The following is an 18,256-nucleotide window of genomic DNA, read 5'->3' on the forward strand; positions in this document are numbered from 1 at the left end:
TCGGGGGCTCATCTCCTACTCCCGTTGCCAGTTTCGGTTCAGCCCCCAGGGACGGTCTCGCCCCCATTACCCCTACCCGCCCGAGCGGGATCGGGGTTATCGCTTAGAGGCCACCTTTTAGAGTTTTAGACTGCCCAAAGGCGGCGTTGAAGGAACGCCTTACGGCGTCCTCCCACCAATGGTTGGTGGGACACAATAAACCCCTCGTCTCATCGGGTATTCCCTGTGGCCTCTCCGAGGCTCTATTACGTTGCAGGAGTTTAAAAGAGTTTCTGTTTTATGACCGAATTTTCGATTATTGCATCCCCGCCCTAAAGGGCGAGGCTTTCGGAAGAAAAAAGTAAAGTTATATAACCTTCTTCGTCATTCTCCAGTTTAGGTGTAGGGCATGCCGTACATCGAGAAGATTGAAATGAAAGGTTTCAAATCCTACGGTAACCGAAAAGTCGTTGTTCCGCTTTCTAAGGGATTCACAGCAATAGTAGGTGCCAACGGTTCTGGAAAGAGCAACATCGGTGACGCCGTTCTCTTCGTTCTCGGTGGTCTATCCGCAAAAGCCATGCGTGCAACGAGGATAAGCGACCTCATATTCGCTGGTACAAAGACTGAACCTCCCGCTAAATACGCAGAGGTTGCGATGTACTTCAACAACGAGGACAGGGGCTTCCCGATAGATGAGGATGAGGTCGTTATCAAGCGCCGCGTCTATCCCGATGGCAGGAGCACTTACTGGCTCAACGGCAAGAGGACGAGCAGAAGCGACATCCTCGACGTACTAAGTGCAGCCATGATCTCTCCGGAGGGCTACAATTTAGTTCTTCAGGGGGACATCACCAAGTTCATCAAGATGAGCCCCACTGAGAGGAGGATGATCATTGACGAAATATCGGGCATAGCGGAATACGATGCAAAGAAGGAGAAGGCTTTGAAGGAGCTTAAACAGGCGGAGGAGAACCTCGCGCGCGTTGACCTGCTCATAAGGGAGGTAAAAGCCCAGCTCGACAAACTTGAAAAGGAGAGGAACGACGCCTTGAGGTACCTCGACCTAAAGGAGCGTGTTGAGAAGGCTAAGGTTACGCTCCTTCTTGGAGAAATTAGAAAGATCGAGAATCTTATCGAAGAAAGCACCGTCCGCGACAAGGGTATAGAGGCCGAGATGGCGGCTATAGAGGAGCGCCTCAAGGAGATAGCCAAGGAGATAATAGCGAGGGAGAGGGAGCTTAACACGGTCGAGAGGGAGCTGGAGGAGAAGAGCGAGGATGGCATCCTGGAGGTCACCAGAAAGATAAGCGAGGTTCAGTCGAAGATAGAGATGGCAAGGAAGAACATTGAGCTCGCTCAGAAGGAGATAGAGGACAGCCAGCGCCGCCTTGCTAAGGCCAAGGAGGAACTCAAGAAGGTTTCAGAGGAGATAGAGAAGAGCAAAAGCGCGATCCAGCGCTGGAGCAAGAGACGGGAGAAGCTCAAGGCTGAGATAAAGGAGAAGGAAGTCGTCAAGAACGAGCTTGTCATCAAGCTGGGAGAGATAGACAGAGACTTTGCGATAGCCAAGCAGGACTTCGACAGAGTCGTCGACGAGCTGGAGGAGGCCAAGAAGGAACTCTACATGAAAGAGGGCGATGTGAGGAAGTTTGAGGAGGAGATAGAGCGCCTCAAGGCCAAGATAGCCCAGCACAATGCAAAGAGGGTTGCCCTCAAATCCAAGATCGAGGAAGCGAAGAACTCCCTGGAAAGCAAGCGCTCCGAACTTGGTGAGATAGATGGTAAGATGGCAAAGGCCGAGGCTCGCCTGAGGAAAGCCGAGAAGGAACTCGGAGAGAAGACGAAGAAGCTGAACAAGGTTTCGAGTGAACTCGTTAAGGCCAGGGAGGAGCTGATAAAGGCTGAAGCCCAGAGGGAAGTGAGAGGCAACAGGGCAATAGAGTTCCTGAAATCTCAGAACATACCCGGCCTCTACGGGTCTCTGGGTGAGCTGATAAGTGTTAGGGACGAAAACTACGCGCTGGCCGTGGAGGTCGCCCTTGGCGGCAACTACGACAACGTTGTTGTTGAAGATGATAAGGTTGCTGAGAAGGCGATCAAGCTTCTCAAGGAGAAAAAGCTCGGAAGATTAACATTCCTCCCGCTCAACAAGATAAAGCCGCGCTCCATGAAGGAGAGGCCCTCGCTGGGTATCCCTGCGATGGACGTCGTTCAGTACGATCCGCGCTTCAAGAACGCCGTTGCCTACGCCCTCGGAGACACACTCATAGTGAGCGACATGGACGAGGCGAGGGCAGTTGGCATCGGAAAGGTCAGGATGGTGACCCTTGGGGGCGAACTCCTTGAGAGGAGCGGAGCGATTACGGGCGGCCACTACAGACCGAGGGGCAAGCTCTCAATCAACACCGACGAGCTGAGGAGAAAGGTCGAAGCCCTCGAGAGGGAAAGGGAAGCCCTCGAGTCTGCAATCAACGCTCTCAAGCTTGAGATTAAAGGCCTCCAGAACGAGATCTTTGAGCTGAGAATGAGGAAGAGCGACCTGAGCAAGGATCTCCAGGTCATCCAGCGCGAGATGGACAGACTTTTAGCGGAGGACAAAGCTCTGAAAGAGGAAATTGAGGAGAGCGAGAAGCTCATCGAGGCGCTCGAAAAGAAGATCCACGATACGAAGGGTGAGATGGCAAAGCTCCGCGGAAGGATAGAGAGGCTCGAGAAGAAGAAGGAGAAGCTCAAGAAGGCACTGGAGAACCCGGAGGCCAGAGAGCTCAACCAGAAGATAAGAGAGGTCGAGCACGAGATAAGCGCCCTCAGAGAAGAGCTCAGCAAGGTCGAGAGCAAGCTGGAGAACCTTGAGATAAGGATAAACGAAGAGCTCCTCCCGAGGAAAGCTGACCTGGAGGAGGAGATTGAGGGCTTAATCAACAGGATAAGCGCCCTTAAGAGCAACATAGTCGAAAATGAGAAGGCCATTGAGGAGTTTGAGAAGGATCTCGAGGAGCTCAAGAAAGCAGAGGAGAACGTTAAGGACGAGCTCAAGGAGCTCCGCGAGAGAAGGGAGACGCTCAGGAACGAGATAGTTGAGCTCCGCGCCGAGAAGGAAGAGCTCACGAACAAGCTCCAGAACCTCAGGATAGAGGCCAACACGCTGAAGATACGCCTCGCTCAGTACGAGGCTACCCTCAAGGAGAAGCAGGCGGAGCTCAAGCACCACGACGCCAAGCTCATCAAGTCTATCAAGGAGATACCGCTGGAGCTCGAGGCACTGAAGGAAGAGATAGAGCGCATGGAGGAGGAAATACGCTCCCTCGAGCCGGTTAACATGAAGGCCATCGAGGATTTTGAGGTCGTCGAGAGGCGTTATCTTGAGCTGAAGAGCAAGCGCGAGCAGGTCGTCGCCGAGAAGGAGAGCATAGAGGAGTTCATCGAGGAGATAGAAGGCCAGAAGAGGAACGTCTTCATGCAGACCCTCAACGAGATCGCCAAGAACTTCTCCGAGCTCTTCGCCAAGCTCTCACCGGGTGGAAGCGCGAGGCTAATCCTCGAAAATCCCGATGACCCCTTCGCAGGTGGACTGGAGATAGAAGCCAAGCCAGCCGGCAAGGACGTCAAGAGGATTGAAGCCATGAGCGGTGGCGAGAAGGCCTTAACCGCTTTAGCGTTCGTCTTTGCAATCCAGCGCTACAAGCCAGCGCCCTTCTACCTCTTCGATGAGATAGACGCCCATCTTGACGATGCAAACGTTAAGCGCGTTGCTGACTTGATAAAAGAGGCCTCAGAGAACAGCCAGTTCATTGTCATAACTCTCAGAGACGTCATGATGGCCAACGCAGAGAAGATAATAGGTGTCTCCATGAGGAACGGTGTTTCCAGGGTCGTCGCGCTCAGCCTTGAGAAGGCCATGAAGATACTCGAGGAGGCAAGGAAGAAGAGCGAGGCCGAGCACGCCGAGATGTTCGGCCATCTAAGCGGGTGAGAACCATGGAATCCCGCAGGGAAGAGGAAATCACTCCCGTCGATATACTCCTTCAGCTCGTCCAGATGGGAAAGGTGGATCCATGGAACATCGATATAGTCGACCTTACAGAAAAGTACATAGAAAGGCTCAGGGAGATGAAGGAGCTCGACCTCCGCGTTTCCGCGAGGGCCATCTTAGCTGCTTCAATTCTCGTCAGGATGAAGAGTGAAGCTTTGCTGTACGCGGACGAGAAAGAGGAGGAAGAGAAGCACGAGGAGCGCATCCGCGTCGAGGTCGAGCCTCTGGCACCTCCGCTCAGGAGGGTGGAGCGTTACTACACCTTTGATGACCTGTTGGATGCCCTCATGGACGCCCTTGAGGAAGCCGAGAAGAGGAAGCCGCGGAAAAAGAAGAAGGTCGAGATAGAGGAGGAGATATTCGTCGTCGATGACTTCAGAGTTGACATTGAGAAGCACGTCAACAGGCTCCACGAGATAGTCAGGAAGCTCTACAGCGAGACCAGGGAGCCGATAAGGTTCTGGGACCTGGTCTTTGACCCCAGTCCAAAAATAGTTGCCAGAACCTTCCTCTACCTTCTCTTTCTCTCCAACATGGGCAAGGTGGAGCTGATTCAAGAGGAACCCTTCGGGGAGATATACATAGTGCCCGTCGGGGAAAATGCTTAGCTTTCTCTCTCTTCCCTCTTCGCCGGCCTCAAGGTTATTGCCAAAAGCGGCCCTTCGCTGCCTATGTAAAGGCTCCTCTTCTCTCGGTTGATGTAGAAGCAGTATTCACCCTCTGGAATTAGCTCGAGGAACTTTCTCGGGAGTGTTTCCCTCACGAGCTTGCCATCGAGAAAGACACACTCGTAAGGACGTTCTATCTTTTCGACACGGTGCCTTATTTCCTCCAGGGGGAGCCTCTCGCACTCGAGCCTAACACAGACGAGGCTCTTTCGCCCGTCAGTGAATATCACGACCTTATCGTTCACGTCTATCCTTTTCGAGCGCTCCAAAAACTCCCAAAGTGCCGAATAAACCCTTTCGAGCTTTCTTCTTTTAGCGAGTCTTTTGACGAGTCTCTCCTTGGCGTGTCTCGTGAGTAGCATGACCTCAGTTCGTCCTAGAATTTATAAACTTCGTTGAGGAGATAGGAGTATGTATCTTCGCAGGGACTTAATCCAGCCGCGCGTTTACCAGGAGGTCATCTACGCGAGGTGCAAGGAGCGTAACTGCCTTGTTGTTCTGCCAACCGGATTAGGAAAGACGCTCATCGCGATGCTTATCGCCGACTACAGGCTTCAAAAATACGGCGGTAAAGTTTTAATGCTCGCCCCTACAAAGCCTTTGGCTTTACAGCATGCGGAGAGCTTCAAAAAGCTCTTTGACATTCCTCCGGAGAAAATAAACGTCCTGACAGGGGAGCTCTCACCTAAAACAAGGCAGGAAACCTGGGAGAAAAGCGTGATAATAACTGCCACGCCTCAAACGATAGAGAATGACATTTTAACAGGCAGGATCTCCCTTGAGGACGTCGTACTTCTCGTCTTCGACGAGGCCCACAGGGCGGTGGGCAACTACTCCTACGTCTTCATCGCAAGGGAGTACCTCAAGACTGCTAAACATCCGCTTGTTCTTGGCCTTACGGCCTCCCCGGGAAGCGACGAGGTGAGGATAAGGGAAATAATCAATAACCTCGGGATAGAGCGCATCGAGATAAGAACCGAGAGCTCGCCGGATGTGAAGCCCTACGTCCAGAGGATAGCCTTTGAGTGGGTCAAGGTCGACCTTCCAGGCATCTACAAGGAGGTCCGCTCCCTCCTGAGGGAGATGCTCAAGGAGAGCCTCAAGCCCCTCGCTCAGTTTAAGCTTGTGAGTTCATACTCGCCAGACATCTCAAAGAAGGAAGTTCTCCAGGCGGGCTCAAAAATCAACCCGGAGGTCGCGAGGGGCAACTACGAGATTGGAAGGCTGAGGATGTACCAGGCTAAAGCAGTCAAGCTCCAGCACGCGATTGAGCTCCTTGAGACGCAGGGACTGACTGCCCTCCGTGCTTATCTCAAAAAGCTTCGCGAGGACAAACGGACGAAGTCGAGCAGAGAGCTGATGGAAGATCCTCGTATGAGGAAAGTGATATACCTCCTCGTCCAAGCGAAGGAGCTTGGGATAGACCATCCAAAGATGGAGAAGCTTAAGGAACTCGTTAAGGCTCAGCTGGAGAAAAAGCCGAACTCCAAGATAATCGTCTTTACCAACTACCGCGACACCGGAAAGAAGATAGTCGAGGAGCTTCGAGCGATGGGTGTCAGCGCGGAGCGCTTCATTGGTCAGGCCAGCAGGAGCAACGACCGGGGCATGAGTCAGAAACAGCAGAAAGAGACGTTAGAGCGCTTTTCGAGGAGAGAGTTCAGCGTTCTGGTTGCCACAAGCGTTGGTGAGGAAGGCCTTGATGTCCCTGAAGTCGACCTGGTAATCTTCTACGAGCCCGTGCCTTCCGCCATCAGAAGCATCCAGAGACGTGGACGGACTGGAAGGCACAGGCCGGGTAGGGTCGTTATTCTTATGGCGAAGGGAACGCGCGACGAGGCATACTACTGGAGCTCCAGGCGGAAGGAAAAGGGAATGTTTGAGGCGATTAGGAAGATAGCCCGTGAGCTTGAGGTCGAGATGAAGGAGAGGGAGGATATGAAGAGGGGTAAGATCACTTCCCTCGATGCTTTTCTCAAGCCCAAGAAGAAGCTAGCTGAAGAAAAAGCCGAGGGAATTGAGGAGGCTGAGAAGCCCTCTGAGGAGAAAGTAGAAAAACGTGAAAAGGCCGAGCCCTCGAAGGAGGAGATCTACGAGAAGCTCCCGATAAAGCCTGTCTTTGTCAAAAAGCCAAAGGGCGTAGTCGTTTACGTTGACAACCGTGAGCTGAGGAGCGGCGTGCCGAAGCATCTCAGGGAGCTCGGCGCCGAGGTCGAGGTAAAAACGCTTGACGTTGCTGATTATGTGGTGAGCGAGGAGGTCGGAATAGAGCGCAAGAGCGCCAACGACTTCATACAGTCCATAATCGATGGAAGGCTCTTCGACCAGGTGGAGAGGTTGAAGAGGGCCTACGAGAAGCCCGTGATAATCATCGAGGGGCAGCTCTACGGTATAAGAAACGTCCATCCCAACGCGATTAGGGGTGCCATAGCGGCTGTCACTTTGGACTGGGGCGTGCCGATACTCTTCTCCTCTGGACCGGAAGAGACGGCCCAGTTCATATACCTCATGGCCAAGCGCGAGCAGGAGGAGAGGAAGAAGGAGGTAAGACTGAGGAGCGAGAAGAAGGCCCTAACTCTTGCCGAAAGGCAGCGGTTGATAGTCGAGGGACTGCCCAACGTCTCGGCCACCCTGGCGAAGAGGCTCCTCAAGCACTTCGGCAACGTCGAGAGGGTTTTCACCGCCACGGAAGAGGAGCTTCAGGAAGTTGAAGGCATCGGCCCGAAAAAGGCGAGGGAGATAAGAAAGGTGATAACCGCTCCTTACGTGGAAGAGGAGTGAGGCTTGGAAAGCACTGAGTCCATTTCATTCACCCTTACGGTAATCTTGGGAATGTCCCCCATGTCCCGGAGCTTTCCGTTGGTCAGAAAGGCCAGTACGAGGTAGTTGATCCGCCGGTTCTCTGGAAGCTCCACTTTTACATAGTTGGGTGAAGTTACTGCAATCTTCCCGCTTCCGCTGTAATACACTCGCTTCCATTCGATCGGGACTTCCACGGTTATGGCCTCTACGCTGTTTGCTCCTTCTGTATCATAGATGCTGAGGAAAATCACGGCCCATCTCTTTGTTATGAGGCCCACTCCGTCTATTCTCTGGCTCTCATCTTCCGTAAATGGCTCGAATGTAAAGTCTCCCTCAGTGGTGCCATTCCTCAGGCCGTACTTCCCGTATTCCAGGGTGTTGTTTTTGAAAACGAATGATATTCCAAAAAGTTCCGCGTTTGGTTTTTTAGCCCGGTAGAGCTCTTTCAAAATTTCTAGGGGGTAGTTTGGGCTCTTCTGCTCTATATACGCTCTCTCAAGGGTTCTGGTAACATCCGTTTCATTTGAGATTTCCCTGCCCAACGGAATAGTGTATCCTTCGAGGATCTCGTAGTCTACTATTGGACATACCCGCATTTCCGGAAGTTGATTGGCTGAATCCTCACCCGAATATGAGAAGACTGTTCCAAGTACGAAGCCTATCATAATCCCTATAACCAGGGCATGTTTCTCTGCACACTGGTCACCACTGAATTTACGCTTGCACGATATAAAAGGATATCAGCTTTGAATGTATATTGGTGATGTGCCCCCGGGGAGCGAAGGGAGGTCACAGCTCGCCGAGGCGCTCTCCTCCCCGCGGTTTCCCGGGGGCGTTATAGTGTTAGCCATCCAGAAACTTAAGCTTTACCTCGTGACTATTGCGCTTACACCCGCGGAGGCAAGGGTAAGGAGCTCAAACACCCTGTACGCTTCTTCAACAGTCTTTGCCTTGAACTCAACAGTCTTTCCGTCCAGTCTCTTGATGAACGGAAGAAGCTCGGCGGTATCTGCCATGTCGCTCCTCAGGAAGCGGACTTTAACGTGAACCGGCTCTTCTGTCTTGAGCGGCTTTGCCTTGCCATTCTTGAGCCTCTCAACGGCTCTGGCAACACCTTCCCTGAGCTCATTCTTCAGCTTCACCATGCTCGGGCTCTTGGCAGAGTAGCGTGAGGGCGACTCCTTAAAAACAACCCCCTCCACCCAGGGTGTGAACTTCCTCACGTCGTCCTCTATGAGCTTTTTGTCTCCGCCTACGAGGATTACCGGGACATTCCAGCTTCCCAGGAGGTAGGCATTCAAAAGGAACTCGCTGACCTCAACGCCATTGATTTCCAGCCTGTCTATTGAAGCCCCGCTGTATGTGTGGTCAAAGGTTGCATAAGCCGTTCCGGCCTTGGCGTGATAGCCAAGGAAGAGCGCAGCGTCGCTGTCTTTGGCGAAGGCCACCATGCTGAGCGGTCTCGGAAAGCCGCGGACAAGCTCAACGAACTCGGGCATCTCCTCCGGGAGGATGTTCACCATTGGTCCATGGCTATCGGCAACAATAATTTCATCGAAACCGTTCTCGTGAAGTGCTTCGGCCGTTACTTTGACTATCTCGGTTGCTATTCTCCTGGCCTCAGAGTAGAGAGCCCCCTTTACGAAAAGGTGCTCCCTGCTGACTATGTAAGGCAGACCTTCTAGGTCAAGGGAGATAAAAGCACGCATGGGCACCACCAAAATAAAAATCGAAACGATAAAAGAAAAGTTTTCCGGTGGCTTTTCATAACCTCTGAGAATATTCCTGATGGGATTCGATAATCCATACTCATGAGAAAGGTTATATAGGCCTTTTTTCATAAAATAAAGTGGTGATGAGTATGCAAATCGTTGAACTTGACATAAAATTGCCCTATGAGGGCAGGGGGAAAATTCTGGGTCGTCTGTATGAGAAGATTAGGGGCAAGATTCGGGACATACACTTCTTCCCGCCTGACGCAGATGGTATAAGTGAAATTAAAATGGAGATAGTCGAGGATGACGCTCTCAGGCTTCTCGCGGAGCTCAGAAAGATAATCAAAAAGGGAACCATAACTTTCAAAGTGCTCTCCGAAGCTTAATTTTACCCCTTGACCCCTCTTATTATGCTCTCCAGTCTGTTTTTGGCCTCTTCCAGAGAGCCCGCCTTCTCGATTGCCGTTCCCGTGACAATTATATCTGCCCCAGCTTTCACAGCGGTCTTTGCTTGTTCCTCGCTCCTTATGCCGCCGCCGACGATGAGGGGAACATCGATTACCTTTTTCACGAGGGCTATCATCTCGGGAGGAACCGGCTGCGGAGCGCCGCTTCCGGCCTCAAGGTAAACGAGGCGCATTCCGAGGTACTGGCCAGCCAGGGCATAAGCTGCTGCTATCTTTGGTTTGTGCCGAGGAATGGGCTTTGCATCGCCGACCCAGCCGACGGTTTCTCCGGGCTCTATTATGAGGTATGCCATTGGTATCGGCTCTACTCCGTAGCGCTTGACCTGGAACGCACCCAAAGCCTGAGCACCGGTTATGAAGAACGGATTGGTCGAATTAAGCAGACTCATGAAGAATATCGCATCGGCATACTTGCTTATTCCACCATGAGAGCCCGGAAAGAGTATAACCGGAAGGTTTGAGCTCTCCTTTATCGCCTTCACGACGTTGTCAAGGACTTCTCCTTCGGCTCCGGTCGAGCCACCCACCATTATTGCATCAACGCCGGCCTCTTCACTCATCCGGGCTATCTCTCCAGCCTCCCATACTTTGTCCGCAAAATCGTCTGGGTCAAGAAGAACGAAGTGAAGCTTTTCCTTTTCGAGCTTTTCGTGGATGTAAGATTCTACCTTCCCAATTTTGACCTTCATTTTCTCTCACCGAATTCCATAATCTCTTCCCTGCTTTTAACCCTTTTCCACTCGAGGCCGAGCCTTTCGAGGATTTCGATGAGCACACTGTCTGGCTCTTTTTCAAAGCGGTACAAGTTGGTACTCACTCTGACGTCTCCGGCGCCGAAGCCCTCAATGGGCTCGCCGTACTTCGCGGTCTCCAGTGATAATTTCTCCTCAAGTCTCTTCTCACTCGGTATCAGGTATGCTCTCAGAAGCTTGGCCTCATTTAGGAGAAAGTCGATGTGCCAGTGAAACTTCTTCTCCTTCCTGAAATGTCTCTCCACTCGCTTTTCGAGGGAGTTCATGGCAGAGCCAACGTAAACGTAGTAGCCTCTCCTCAGGAAGAACTCCCGCCCTTTGGTGGCTACCCTTTTATCCTCCGCGAGTTTGATGACCAGAAAATACGAACCCCTCATGGACAGGGATTCCACTTAGAGTTTATAAACCCTTGACTCATAGTTCCCTCAGGTGTGATGCATGGATGAGAAAAAGAAGAAGCGCCCTATAGACGAGTTTGCCTGGCAGGAATACGATAAAGAAGAGTTTGAAGAACGCTTTCCGGCTTTGGCGAGAGAGCTTGAGGGGGAGGGCGTCCCGATAGACGCTTACAGAACGGATGAGGCTAAAGCTATAGCCGAGGAAGATGAGCTCAGGGACTTCTCCGGCTACAACCCAACTATCATAGACTTCCTGAGGAGATGTGAGACAGACGACGAGGCGCTCGAGATCATCAACTGGATGGAGAAGCGCGGAGAGATAACTCACGAGATGGCCAAGGAGCTCAGGATAACCCTTGTCCAGAAGGGCGTGAGGGCATTCGGTCCAAAGAAGGAGTGGGGCTGGTACGAGCGACACAGAAGGAGGGATTGAGGCTTATTCCTGCTTCTGCTGCATCCTCCCAGGGTCTTGTTGTAACTTTTAAAGGATTGGCTGCATTTCCTGGCGCAACTTCTCAAAAGATGTCCTGAACACTTGGAAATATCAAGATGAAGAGAATAAGACAAGAAAACGAAAATTCTCAACTTCAGATGTTGCCGATTCGCTGGAGCACCATTCCCTCGATCCTTATCGGCTCCGCTCTTCTGGCGAAGACTATCGCCTGGTCGAGTCTGGCCTCGCTCTCGGCGTGTATAGTGAAGAGTGGGTCGCCTTCCTTGACCTTCTCGCCAACCTTGACGTAGAGCTCTATTCCGGCGCCCTTGTCCTCCGGTGCTCCGGCAGCTCTCGCTATACCTGTTATTGCCTTGTTGTCTATTCCGGTGATGTAGCCGCTCGTCGGCGCGGTGAAGGTATAGGTCTTGTCACCTATTGGTATTTCCTCTGGCTTGATGTCCGGGTTTCCGCCCTGCTCCTCTATGATTTCGCGCATCTTTTGGTAGGCCTTTCCGCTCTCAAGTATCTCACGCGCCATTTTCTTACCCATTCCTGATGGAGCAACGCCGCCCATCTCGAGGAGGATTCCAGCCAGGCCCGTGGCCTTCTCTATGAGGCTTCCAGGGCCGGTTCCGCTCATCAGTGCCTGAAGCGCCTCCCTGGCCTCGAGGGCAGGACCGACGGTGTGGCCTATCGGCTGGCCACCGTAGGTTATCGCGACCTCAACGTACTGGCCGAGCCTCTTTCCAAGCTCTATGAAGTCCCTTGCCAGTGCGCGGGCTTCGTCAACGGTCTCTACTTTGACACCCTTTCCGGTCGGGATGTCTATAAGGACGTACTGGCTACCCATAGCGTATTTCTTTGACATTATGCTCGCCAGCATGAGACCGACCGGATCGATGCTCAGCGCGCGCTCGGCTTTAATGGTAATATCATCTGCTGGAGCGAGGTTGAGCGCGCCTCCCCAGACCATACAAGCACCTATTTTTTCGACTATTCTCTTTATCTCGTCTAGACTGAAGCTGACCTCTGCAAAGACCTCGACAACATCGGCCGTTCCTGCGGCACTGGTGATGGCCCTCGAAGATGTCTTTGGTATAGTAAGGCCTGCCGCTGCAACTATCGGGACAACCAGGATGTTGGTTTTGTTTCCTGGGACGCCGCCGATGCTGTGGACGTCCATAATGGGTTTTCTGTCTATGTCGAGCATGTCACCGGTCTCTGCCATGGCTATGGTCAGGGCTGCTATCTCGTCCATGTCGAGGCCGTTTATCTCGAGCGAGGTGACAAAGGAGCTTATTTCTATGTCGCGCAACTTCCTATCGACGATGTCCTTGACTATTGCCTCAATCTCGACCTTCCTCAGCTTCTCGCCCTTCATCTTCTTCTTTATGTAGCGGACGCTCTCCGGGGTCCCGCTGGGCAGTACCGTGACGACCTCGCCCTCGGAGAAGCTGTGGAGCTGGAGTATGTCCTTGCTGATTCCGATTTCACCTTCCTTCACGAGGTTGCTTATGACGACGCTGCCATAGACAGTTTTCTTTCCTGCCTCAAGTTTAACGAGGTCATCCGGGTGGAGCTTTGCTTTCTTCGCTTCTTTCTCATTGATAAACACCGAATACCTTCCGCTGTACATGTCCAGTATCCTAACCTTCGCTTTCATGTTCATCCCTCCATCTACTCACGAGTTCCCAATATTGCGCAAAAGAGTACTTAAATGTTTTCGACTGAAAGACTGTTAAAATGCGCCCAGCCGTCCATAGAGCTAGGCAGACAAATGTAAAAGAAGGTCAGCCGCTGAGTCCTTGGCCGTATTCGACGGCAGGCTGGAACTCTCCATGGAGCTCTCCAGTGCTCAGAAGCACCCTAATTATGTCTGGCACCACGGCTCTAACTGCAGGGGGCAGAAGACCCTCTCCTTTGAGATAGTAGTTCACGACCTCACTCAGTGGGGCGCTTACTAGTTTGCCATTAAAGACATGGACGGCTTTATCATCGACCTCGACTATCCTATCCGGATAGCCGAGCCTGACCTTCATAGCGCCCCACCTCCACTGTAGGATTAGTAGAAGGGGGCTTTTAAAATTTAACGCCACAGAAATGTTTAATAACAAAAGGATTAGAAAAGCTCAGAGGTTCCTGACTTCTTCGTCTATGGATTCTTCGAGGGTCTTCTCCCATTCCTCGATGTCAAAATCGATCAACTCGCTCTCGAGGTCCTCCTTGAGGCTGGTGACACGCCTCTTAAGGGCATTCTTGGTTTCTTCGTCGTAAACGACATAGTATGGGTTGCTTTTGGCGGAATAGTAGAGCATCAGCAGCACGATGTTGAGCACTATGAGGATGATAACTATTCCATAGAGGAGGGCACTGGTCATCATCTCTTCCCTCCGAACAGTGCTTTGAACACTCTCTTGATCGGGCTCTCGGGCTCGGGGGCCTGCCACCTGATACCTGCGAGCTTTGCCGCAAGCTGCTTGATGGCTATCGCAGCTGGGCTGGTTGGGTTCTTGATGACGAGTGGAACACCATAGGCACTGGCGCGCTTGACCTCAGGATCCTCAGGAATCATCGCCAGAACCGGAACCTCAAGGATGGCCTCGATTTCTTCCTGGGTGAGCTCGGTCTTCTCGTTGGTGACTCTGTTGAGGATGGCACCGAGCGGGAGAGTTCCTAGCTTCTCTGCGATGAGTTTAGTCTTGAGAGAGTCAGTAATGGCTGAAATCTCCGGGTTGGTAACGATTATAAGCTCCTTACCTATGAGAAGGGCAGTAACTGACGTCATCTCGAGACCAGCAGGAGCATCGATGAGAACGAAATCTGCCATCTGGCCGATTTCTCTGATTAGTTGCCTGAGTCTCTCAGGCTTGGCCTTTTTTATTTTCTCAAGACTGAGACCACCCGGGATGACCTTGACGCCGGCGGGACCCTCGTAGATTGCATCCTTGAGATCTGCCTCTCCTGCGAGGACATCGTGGAGTGTTATTGGAATGTCCTCCATGCCAAGGACGAGGCTCAGGTTGGCCATTGTGATGTCAGCGTCCAGCAGAATAACTTCCTTTCCAAACTGGGCCAGTGCGACACCCAGGTTTGCAACCGTCGTTGTTTTACCTGTTCCACCTTTTCCAGATGCAAAAACAATTGAACGGCCTTCCAAAGTTGACACCCCCAGTATGAGCGGTAACCGCCCTTCCTATAAAGCCCTTCTGGGTTTCGATTTTATACGGACCACGGTTTTGCGTGTATGAAGTATGCTGGCAATACTTTTATTTTTTGCGGTTCGTCCAACCCGGGAAAAGAAAAGATAGAAGAAAAGCTATTCACTACTTACTCTTTCTCAGCTTCTTTTTCGAGTTTTATCCTGGCAACATCTGCCGTGTCGGCCAAGCTCCTGAAGAGCTTGAGCATCTCCATTGGCAACGTTAGTACTATTATGTTGCTCTTGTCACTGGAGACGTCGCTTATCGTCTGGAGCGTCCTGAGCTGGAGTGCCATCGGATGTTCGGAGATTATCTCGGCAGCTTCTCTAAGCTTCTCGGCGGCCTGCCTCTCGGCCTCTGCCAGAAGGATTCTTGCTCTCCTCTCCCTCTCGGCTTCTGCCTGCCTTGCCATGGCCCTCTGCATTCCACTCGGCAGTTCGACATCCTTGATCTCGACGGTGCTGACCTTTATTCCCCACGGATCAGTTGCCTCGTCGATGATCTTTTGGAGCTGAATGTTGAGCTTATCCCTCTCACTGAGGAGCTCGTCGAGGTGGGCCTGGCCGATCACGCTCCTCAGCGTCGTCTGAGCAATCTGGCTGGTGGCCATTATGTAGTTGCGGACTTGAGTGACGGCCTTGATCGGATCAATGACTCGGAAGTAGACGACCGCGTTGACCCTGACCGGGACGTTGTCCTTGGTTATGGTCTCCTGAACCGGAACGTCGAGGACGCGCGTTCTGAGGTCCACTATAACAGCTTTTTCGAATATTGGTATGATGAAGAACAGACCTGGGCCTCTTGCTCCGACTATCCTACCAAGCCTGAAGATAACGGCCCTTTCGTACTCCTTGACTATCTTTATGGCGGAGGCCACAATAATCAAAACAAACAACAAAACAATACCCAAAACCATTGTGCTAATTGCCACCATCTCAATCTCCCTCCTTCTCCACTATAAGAGTGAGTCCTTTGATTTCAACGATCCTGACCTTCTCCCCTGCTGGAATCCTGCTTCCGTCTTTGCTGAGGGCCTTCCAAAGCTCTCCGTGAACCCTGATCATGCCTTCGGGGTTGAGCTCCTGGATGACTTTTCCTTCGGCTCCAACTAGCTCCTCCTTTCCTGATTCTGGTTTCCTCCTATGGGCCCTCACTGCGGCCGCTGCTCCGAAGGCGAAAAATAGCCCCATTAGTATTGCCATGACGATGATAACTATCCTCAACATTTCGTAAATGGCTCCGCTCACCAAGTACTCACCTCCACCGCTTCCAAAGAGCATTATCCCTCCGAGGATGAATGTAATAGTCCCTGCCACAGTGAAAAGGCCGAAGGTTGGCGTCAGGGCCTCGGCTATGAAGAATATCATCGCGAGGGCTATCAGAAGAAGCCCTGCACTGCTGTAGCCGAAGTATCCGAGGCCTATCAAGCCAAGGACGAGCATTATGGCCCCAGCGGTCTCCGGCACGTGCCATCCTGGAGTTAGGAAGCCAAAGATTATTCCTATAAAGCCAAGATTGAGAAGGATATAGGCTATAGTGGGGTCGGTTATGTACTTAACGACAGTGTCCTTGAAAGATGGCTGCAGGTAAACAACGCGCGCATCTTTGAAGTTGAGAACGACTTTTCCCTTCCCTTTGACCGGAATCTTGGTCTCCATCCCATCGGCCTTCTGGAGGAGGTCGTTGACATCGGTCGCTACGACTTCGATAACGCCGTATTCAAGAGCCTCTTGTGAGGTGACGCTTCTGTCTTCAGTGATGAACTGTTCTGCAAGGGTGGCGTTCCTTCCGCTCATCTCGGCCAGCTCGCGCAGGTACGCTATGTAGAAGTTGACTATCTTGGGGGGTGCCTCTACTATGCTGCCGTTTGCACCGTAGCCGAGTATTGGCCTGCAGGCCCCAATGACGGTTCCGGGAGCCATGGCTATCAAGTGAGAGCCCAGGGCTATATACGTTCCCGCGGAAGCGGCCATTCCCCCTGAGGGATAGACGTAGATTATAACTGGAACCTTGGCGTTCTGTATCCTCATCACTATCTCCTGCATTGCGTCGGCCCTTCCTCCGGGGGTGTTGAGCTCGATGATGATCGCCGATGCATTGGCCTTCTCTGCCTCGCTGATGTACCTATCGAACTGATCTACGGTGTAGCCGGTTATCATGCCGTCTATTTTGGCAACATAAACCGTGTTGCCCTGAGCATGCGCACTGGGGAGGAACGTGACGAACAAAATGAGCACGATCAGGGCAATCTTTAGCTTCATACCTATCGCCTGTTATTAATACTACTGCATGGTTTAAATCTTTTGCCTGTCTTCCAAAAGTGATTTATAGGTTGGGAGCCAAATCCCAACCATGAGCCTGAAAACGCTCGTTAAACTTTATCGAGTCTCGAAGGGTGAGGAAAAGGTAGGGAGAGCCTGGAAACTTGTCCGTGAGGCGGCTAAATACGCTCATTATGAACCGTACTGGGAGTTTCTGAAGGAAGCTTTCAACGTTCGCGCAGAGGATATAAAGGAGGCGATGCGCTTTCTGGAGGAATCCGGAAAACTCGAGATCAAACGCTCCACCGATGGTAGGCGTCTTTATGTCTCGACGCTAAAGGATATAAAGGAGAACCCTGTTAAGCTTGACCGATGGCTGGGATTGACCTGAAGAAAACGACCCATGAGATGGTAAAGAACGGCACGTGGAAGTTCGACGGAATCTTCTGGCAGGCCTTCGAGAACGGTCTGGCTGGCTTCGACGGAGAGAGCTTCATATTCCCCGATGAATGGGGTAGGCAGGAAAGGAAGGAAGCAGAGAAAAAGCTGAAATTCGTCCTTGGTCTTGGTACCGACTTGGACTCCTTTTACAACGAAATAGTCGATTCAAGATTCGCTTTTCTTATCGATGAGTTCTACGGCCTCACAGTTCCTGCCGCCCCGAGCCCTTACCAGGCCCTTGTTGAGGTAGTAGCGCAGCAGCAGATTAACTTTGAGTTCGCCCAGAGGACGATAAGGAACCTCGTCGAAATGGCCGGCAAAAGGATTGGCGACCTTTACGCCTTCCCGAGCGCTGAAAAGATAACGTCGCTGAGTGAGGAGGAGCTCAAGAGGGCAAAACTCGGCTACCGCGCGGGATACATAAAGTCCCTCACGGAGCTCTACCTCAATGGCAAGCTGAACCTCGAGTTGTGGGACTGGAGCGAGAAGGACGCCATTAAATACCTCACGAAGTTCCGAGGAATCGGGAGATGGAGCGCCGAGCTGTTTCTCCTCTACGGTTTGAGGAAGAACGTTTATCCCGCTGGCGACCTAGGGCTGAGAAGGGGGATAGCGAAGATTTTTGGGAAGAACGTGAAAGAAGTCAAAGAGAAAGACGTCCGCGAGCTCATTGAGCCTTACGGAAAGTGGAAGAGCCTTCTGGCATTCTATGTCCTCTGCTATGATAGGAAAACTGAGATGGAGCGGAAGAGAAAATGAATGGACTCCAGATAGTCTTGCCCCGTGAGAAGTTCAAATCTCTGAAGGGCAAAGACCTTGAAGCCCTTATCAAAGAACACCTTCCAAAAGTTGAGAAAACGTTGAAAGCCGAGCGCGAAGAGATTTTGGGGGAGAAAGTTAAAGCGCTGGAGGAGAAGCTCCACGAGATGGAGAGCGAGCTTGAGGAGCTGAGAGAGTTTTACGAGAAGGCTTTGAAGGACAAAGAGCTCATGATGGCCGAGAGGGACAGGCTGAGGAAGGAAAACGAGGAACTGAGGGAGAAGCTTGAAGAGAAAAAGAAAGAACTGGAGAAAGTTCACAAATCGTGAACGATTCGTTTAT

The 18,256-nt window shown here is 51.9% G+C and carries 19 protein-coding genes; 8 read left to right on the forward strand and 11 right to left on the reverse strand.

Annotated elements, in window-relative coordinates:
• Positions 1–388: 388 nt before the first annotated feature.
• Both smc and E3E26_RS08350 read left to right on the forward strand, forming a co-directional pair.
• Positions 389–3,955 (forward strand): chromosome segregation protein SMC, encoded by a 3,567-nt coding sequence (smc, locus tag E3E26_RS08345; protein WP_167900882.1) that lies wholly within the window; start codon positions 389–391, stop codon positions 3,953–3,955.
• Positions 3,956–3,960: 5 nt separating this feature from the next.
• On the forward strand, positions 3,961–4,623 hold the full coding sequence (locus tag E3E26_RS08350) for a ScpA family protein (protein WP_167900883.1): 663 nt from the start codon (positions 3,961–3,963) through the stop codon (positions 4,621–4,623).
• Here E3E26_RS08350 and E3E26_RS08355 read toward each other — a convergent pair.
• Positions 4,620–5,045 carry a hypothetical protein gene (locus E3E26_RS08355; protein ID WP_167900884.1) on the reverse strand — a complete coding sequence of 142 codons (426 nt, stop codon included), beginning with the start codon at positions 5,043–5,045 and terminating at the stop codon, positions 4,620–4,622. The genes E3E26_RS08350 and E3E26_RS08355 overlap by 4 nt on opposite strands.
• A gap of 49 nt (positions 5,046–5,094) precedes the next feature.
• On the opposite strand from E3E26_RS08355, the gene E3E26_RS08360 reads away from it, so the two are divergent.
• The gene (locus E3E26_RS08360; RefSeq protein WP_167900885.1) at positions 5,095–7,464 is read left to right on the forward strand and encodes a DEAD/DEAH box helicase; all 2,370 of its coding nucleotides are present in this window, start codon (positions 5,095–5,097) and stop codon (positions 7,462–7,464) included.
• Here E3E26_RS08360 and E3E26_RS08365 read toward each other — a convergent pair.
• Positions 7,446–8,150 (reverse strand): hypothetical protein, encoded by a 705-nt coding sequence (locus tag E3E26_RS08365; RefSeq protein ID WP_167900886.1) that lies wholly within the window; start codon positions 8,148–8,150, stop codon positions 7,446–7,448. The two genes, E3E26_RS08360 and E3E26_RS08365, sit on opposite strands and share 19 nt — an antisense overlap.
• Positions 8,151–8,351: 201 nt before the next feature.
• The gene (locus E3E26_RS08370) at positions 8,352–9,194 is read right to left on the reverse strand and encodes a M55 family metallopeptidase (RefSeq protein ID WP_167901027.1); all 843 of its coding nucleotides are present in this window, start codon (positions 9,192–9,194) and stop codon (positions 8,352–8,354) included.
• A 152-nt stretch (positions 9,195–9,346) separates the two neighbouring features.
• Between E3E26_RS08370 and E3E26_RS08375 the strand changes: the two genes are divergently transcribed.
• Complete coding sequence (locus tag E3E26_RS08375; RefSeq protein WP_167901028.1) at positions 9,347–9,586, forward strand: hypothetical protein; 240 nt, start codon at positions 9,347–9,349, stop codon at positions 9,584–9,586.
• Positions 9,587–9,588: 2 nt separating this feature from the next.
• On the opposite strand, the gene E3E26_RS08380 is transcribed toward E3E26_RS08375, so the two are convergent.
• Positions 9,589–10,356: a geranylgeranylglyceryl/heptaprenylglyceryl phosphate synthase gene (locus E3E26_RS08380; protein ID WP_167900887.1), complete on the reverse strand. Its 768-nt coding sequence runs from the start codon at positions 10,354–10,356 to the stop codon at positions 9,589–9,591.
• The gene (locus tag E3E26_RS08385) at positions 10,353–10,796 is read right to left on the reverse strand and encodes a DUF123 domain-containing protein (protein WP_167900888.1); all 444 of its coding nucleotides are present in this window, start codon (positions 10,794–10,796) and stop codon (positions 10,353–10,355) included. The genes E3E26_RS08380 and E3E26_RS08385 overlap by 4 nt, the downstream gene beginning before the upstream one ends.
• 61 nt (positions 10,797–10,857) lie before the next feature.
• On the opposite strand from E3E26_RS08385, the gene E3E26_RS08390 reads away from it, so the two are divergent.
• Positions 10,858–11,250, forward strand: a complete 393-nt coding sequence (locus tag E3E26_RS08390; protein WP_167900889.1) for a DUF2095 family protein — start codon at positions 10,858–10,860, stop codon at positions 11,248–11,250.
• 154 nt (positions 11,251–11,404) lie between these two features.
• Here E3E26_RS08390 and E3E26_RS08395 read toward each other — a convergent pair whose 3' ends face one another.
• The 6 genes from E3E26_RS08395 to E3E26_RS08420 all read right to left on the reverse strand — a co-directional run bounded on the left by E3E26_RS08395 (position 11,405) and on the right by E3E26_RS08420 (position 16,714).
• Positions 11,405–12,916: an AMP phosphorylase gene (locus tag E3E26_RS08395; RefSeq protein WP_167901029.1), complete on the reverse strand. Its 1,512-nt coding sequence runs from the start codon at positions 12,914–12,916 to the stop codon at positions 11,405–11,407.
• A gap of 127 nt (positions 12,917–13,043) precedes the next feature.
• Positions 13,044–13,292: a hypothetical protein gene (locus tag E3E26_RS08400; RefSeq protein WP_167900890.1), complete on the reverse strand. Its 249-nt coding sequence runs from the start codon at positions 13,290–13,292 to the stop codon at positions 13,044–13,046.
• Positions 13,293–13,382: 90 nt separating this feature from the next.
• The gene (locus E3E26_RS08405) at positions 13,383–13,634 is read right to left on the reverse strand and encodes a hypothetical protein (protein ID WP_167900891.1); all 252 of its coding nucleotides are present in this window, start codon (positions 13,632–13,634) and stop codon (positions 13,383–13,385) included.
• The gene (gene minD, locus E3E26_RS08410; RefSeq protein WP_167729742.1) at positions 13,631–14,410 is read right to left on the reverse strand and encodes a cell division ATPase MinD; all 780 of its coding nucleotides are present in this window, start codon (positions 14,408–14,410) and stop codon (positions 13,631–13,633) included. Before minD ends, E3E26_RS08405 begins: the two co-directional genes overlap by 4 nt.
• 170 nt (positions 14,411–14,580) lie before the next feature.
• Complete coding sequence (locus E3E26_RS08415) at positions 14,581–15,387, reverse strand: slipin family protein (RefSeq protein ID WP_167900892.1); 807 nt, start codon at positions 15,385–15,387, stop codon at positions 14,581–14,583.
• A 1-nt stretch (position 15,388) separates the two neighbouring features.
• The gene (locus E3E26_RS08420) at positions 15,389–16,714 is read right to left on the reverse strand and encodes a nodulation protein NfeD (protein ID WP_167900893.1); all 1,326 of its coding nucleotides are present in this window, start codon (positions 16,712–16,714) and stop codon (positions 15,389–15,391) included.
• 91 nt (positions 16,715–16,805) lie between these two features.
• Between E3E26_RS08420 and E3E26_RS08425 the strand changes: the two genes are divergently transcribed.
• Genes E3E26_RS08425 through E3E26_RS08435 form a run of 3 tightly spaced genes read left to right on the forward strand, consistent with a single transcriptional unit; the run spans position 16,806 to position 18,243 of the window.
• The gene (locus E3E26_RS08425; protein ID WP_167900894.1) at positions 16,806–17,105 is read left to right on the forward strand and encodes a hypothetical protein; all 300 of its coding nucleotides are present in this window, start codon (positions 16,806–16,808) and stop codon (positions 17,103–17,105) included.
• Positions 17,087–17,914: a DNA-3-methyladenine glycosylase gene (locus E3E26_RS08430; protein WP_167900895.1), complete on the forward strand. Its 828-nt coding sequence runs from the start codon at positions 17,087–17,089 to the stop codon at positions 17,912–17,914. Before E3E26_RS08425 ends, E3E26_RS08430 begins: the two co-directional genes overlap by 19 nt.
• Positions 17,911–18,243, forward strand: coding sequence for a hypothetical protein (locus tag E3E26_RS08435; protein ID WP_167900896.1), 333 nt, complete (start codon positions 17,911–17,913; stop codon positions 18,241–18,243). Before E3E26_RS08430 ends, E3E26_RS08435 begins: the two co-directional genes overlap by 4 nt.
• Positions 18,244–18,256: the final 13 nt, after the last annotated feature.

It is taken from the genome of Thermococcus sp. LS1, from assembly GCF_012027395.1.
Taxonomy (GTDB): Archaea; Methanobacteriota_B; Thermococci; order Thermococcales; family Thermococcaceae; genus Thermococcus.

What these genes read in the sequence shown, in the direction of transcription:
- E3E26_RS08350 (WP_167900883.1), top strand. Translation starts at nt 3,961, where the DNA reads ATGGAATCCCGCAGGGAAGAGGAAATCACTCCCGTCGATATACTCCTT.
- E3E26_RS08385 (WP_167900888.1), bottom strand. Translation starts at nt 10,796, where the DNA reads ATGAGGGGTTCGTATTTTCTGGTCATCAAACTCGCGGAGGATAAAAGG.
- E3E26_RS08435 (WP_167900896.1), top strand. Translation starts at nt 17,911, where the DNA reads ATGAATGGACTCCAGATAGTCTTGCCCCGTGAGAAGTTCAAATCTCTG.
- E3E26_RS08390 (WP_167900889.1), top strand. Translation starts at nt 10,858, where the DNA reads ATGGATGAGAAAAAGAAGAAGCGCCCTATAGACGAGTTTGCCTGGCAG.
- E3E26_RS08365 (WP_167900886.1), bottom strand. Translation starts at nt 8,150, where the DNA reads ATGATAGGCTTCGTACTTGGAACAGTCTTCTCATATTCGGGTGAGGAT.
- E3E26_RS08395 (WP_167901029.1), bottom strand. Translation starts at nt 12,916, where the DNA reads ATGAAAGCGAAGGTTAGGATACTGGACATGTACAGCGGAAGGTATTCG.
- E3E26_RS08380 (WP_167900887.1), bottom strand. Translation starts at nt 10,356, where the DNA reads ATGAAGGTCAAAATTGGGAAGGTAGAATCTTACATCCACGAAAAGCTC.
- smc (WP_167900882.1), top strand. Translation starts at nt 389, where the DNA reads ATGCCGTACATCGAGAAGATTGAAATGAAAGGTTTCAAATCCTACGGT.
- E3E26_RS08375 (WP_167901028.1), top strand. Translation starts at nt 9,347, where the DNA reads ATGCAAATCGTTGAACTTGACATAAAATTGCCCTATGAGGGCAGGGGG.
- E3E26_RS08400 (WP_167900890.1), bottom strand. Translation starts at nt 13,292, where the DNA reads ATGAAGGTCAGGCTCGGCTATCCGGATAGGATAGTCGAGGTCGATGAT.
- E3E26_RS08430 (WP_167900895.1), top strand. Translation starts at nt 17,087, where the DNA reads ATGGCTGGGATTGACCTGAAGAAAACGACCCATGAGATGGTAAAGAAC.
- E3E26_RS08405 (WP_167900891.1), bottom strand. Translation starts at nt 13,634, where the DNA reads ATGATGACCAGTGCCCTCCTCTATGGAATAGTTATCATCCTCATAGTG.
- E3E26_RS08360 (WP_167900885.1), top strand. Translation starts at nt 5,095, where the DNA reads ATGTATCTTCGCAGGGACTTAATCCAGCCGCGCGTTTACCAGGAGGTC.
- E3E26_RS08355 (WP_167900884.1), bottom strand. Translation starts at nt 5,045, where the DNA reads ATGCTACTCACGAGACACGCCAAGGAGAGACTCGTCAAAAGACTCGCT.
- E3E26_RS08370 (WP_167901027.1), bottom strand. Translation starts at nt 9,194, where the DNA reads ATGCGTGCTTTTATCTCCCTTGACCTAGAAGGTCTGCCTTACATAGTC.
- E3E26_RS08420 (WP_167900893.1), bottom strand. Translation starts at nt 16,714, where the DNA reads ATGAAGCTAAAGATTGCCCTGATCGTGCTCATTTTGTTCGTCACGTTC.
- E3E26_RS08415 (WP_167900892.1), bottom strand. Translation starts at nt 15,387, where the DNA reads ATGGTGGCAATTAGCACAATGGTTTTGGGTATTGTTTTGTTGTTTGTT.
- E3E26_RS08425 (WP_167900894.1), top strand. Translation starts at nt 16,806, where the DNA reads ATGAGCCTGAAAACGCTCGTTAAACTTTATCGAGTCTCGAAGGGTGAG.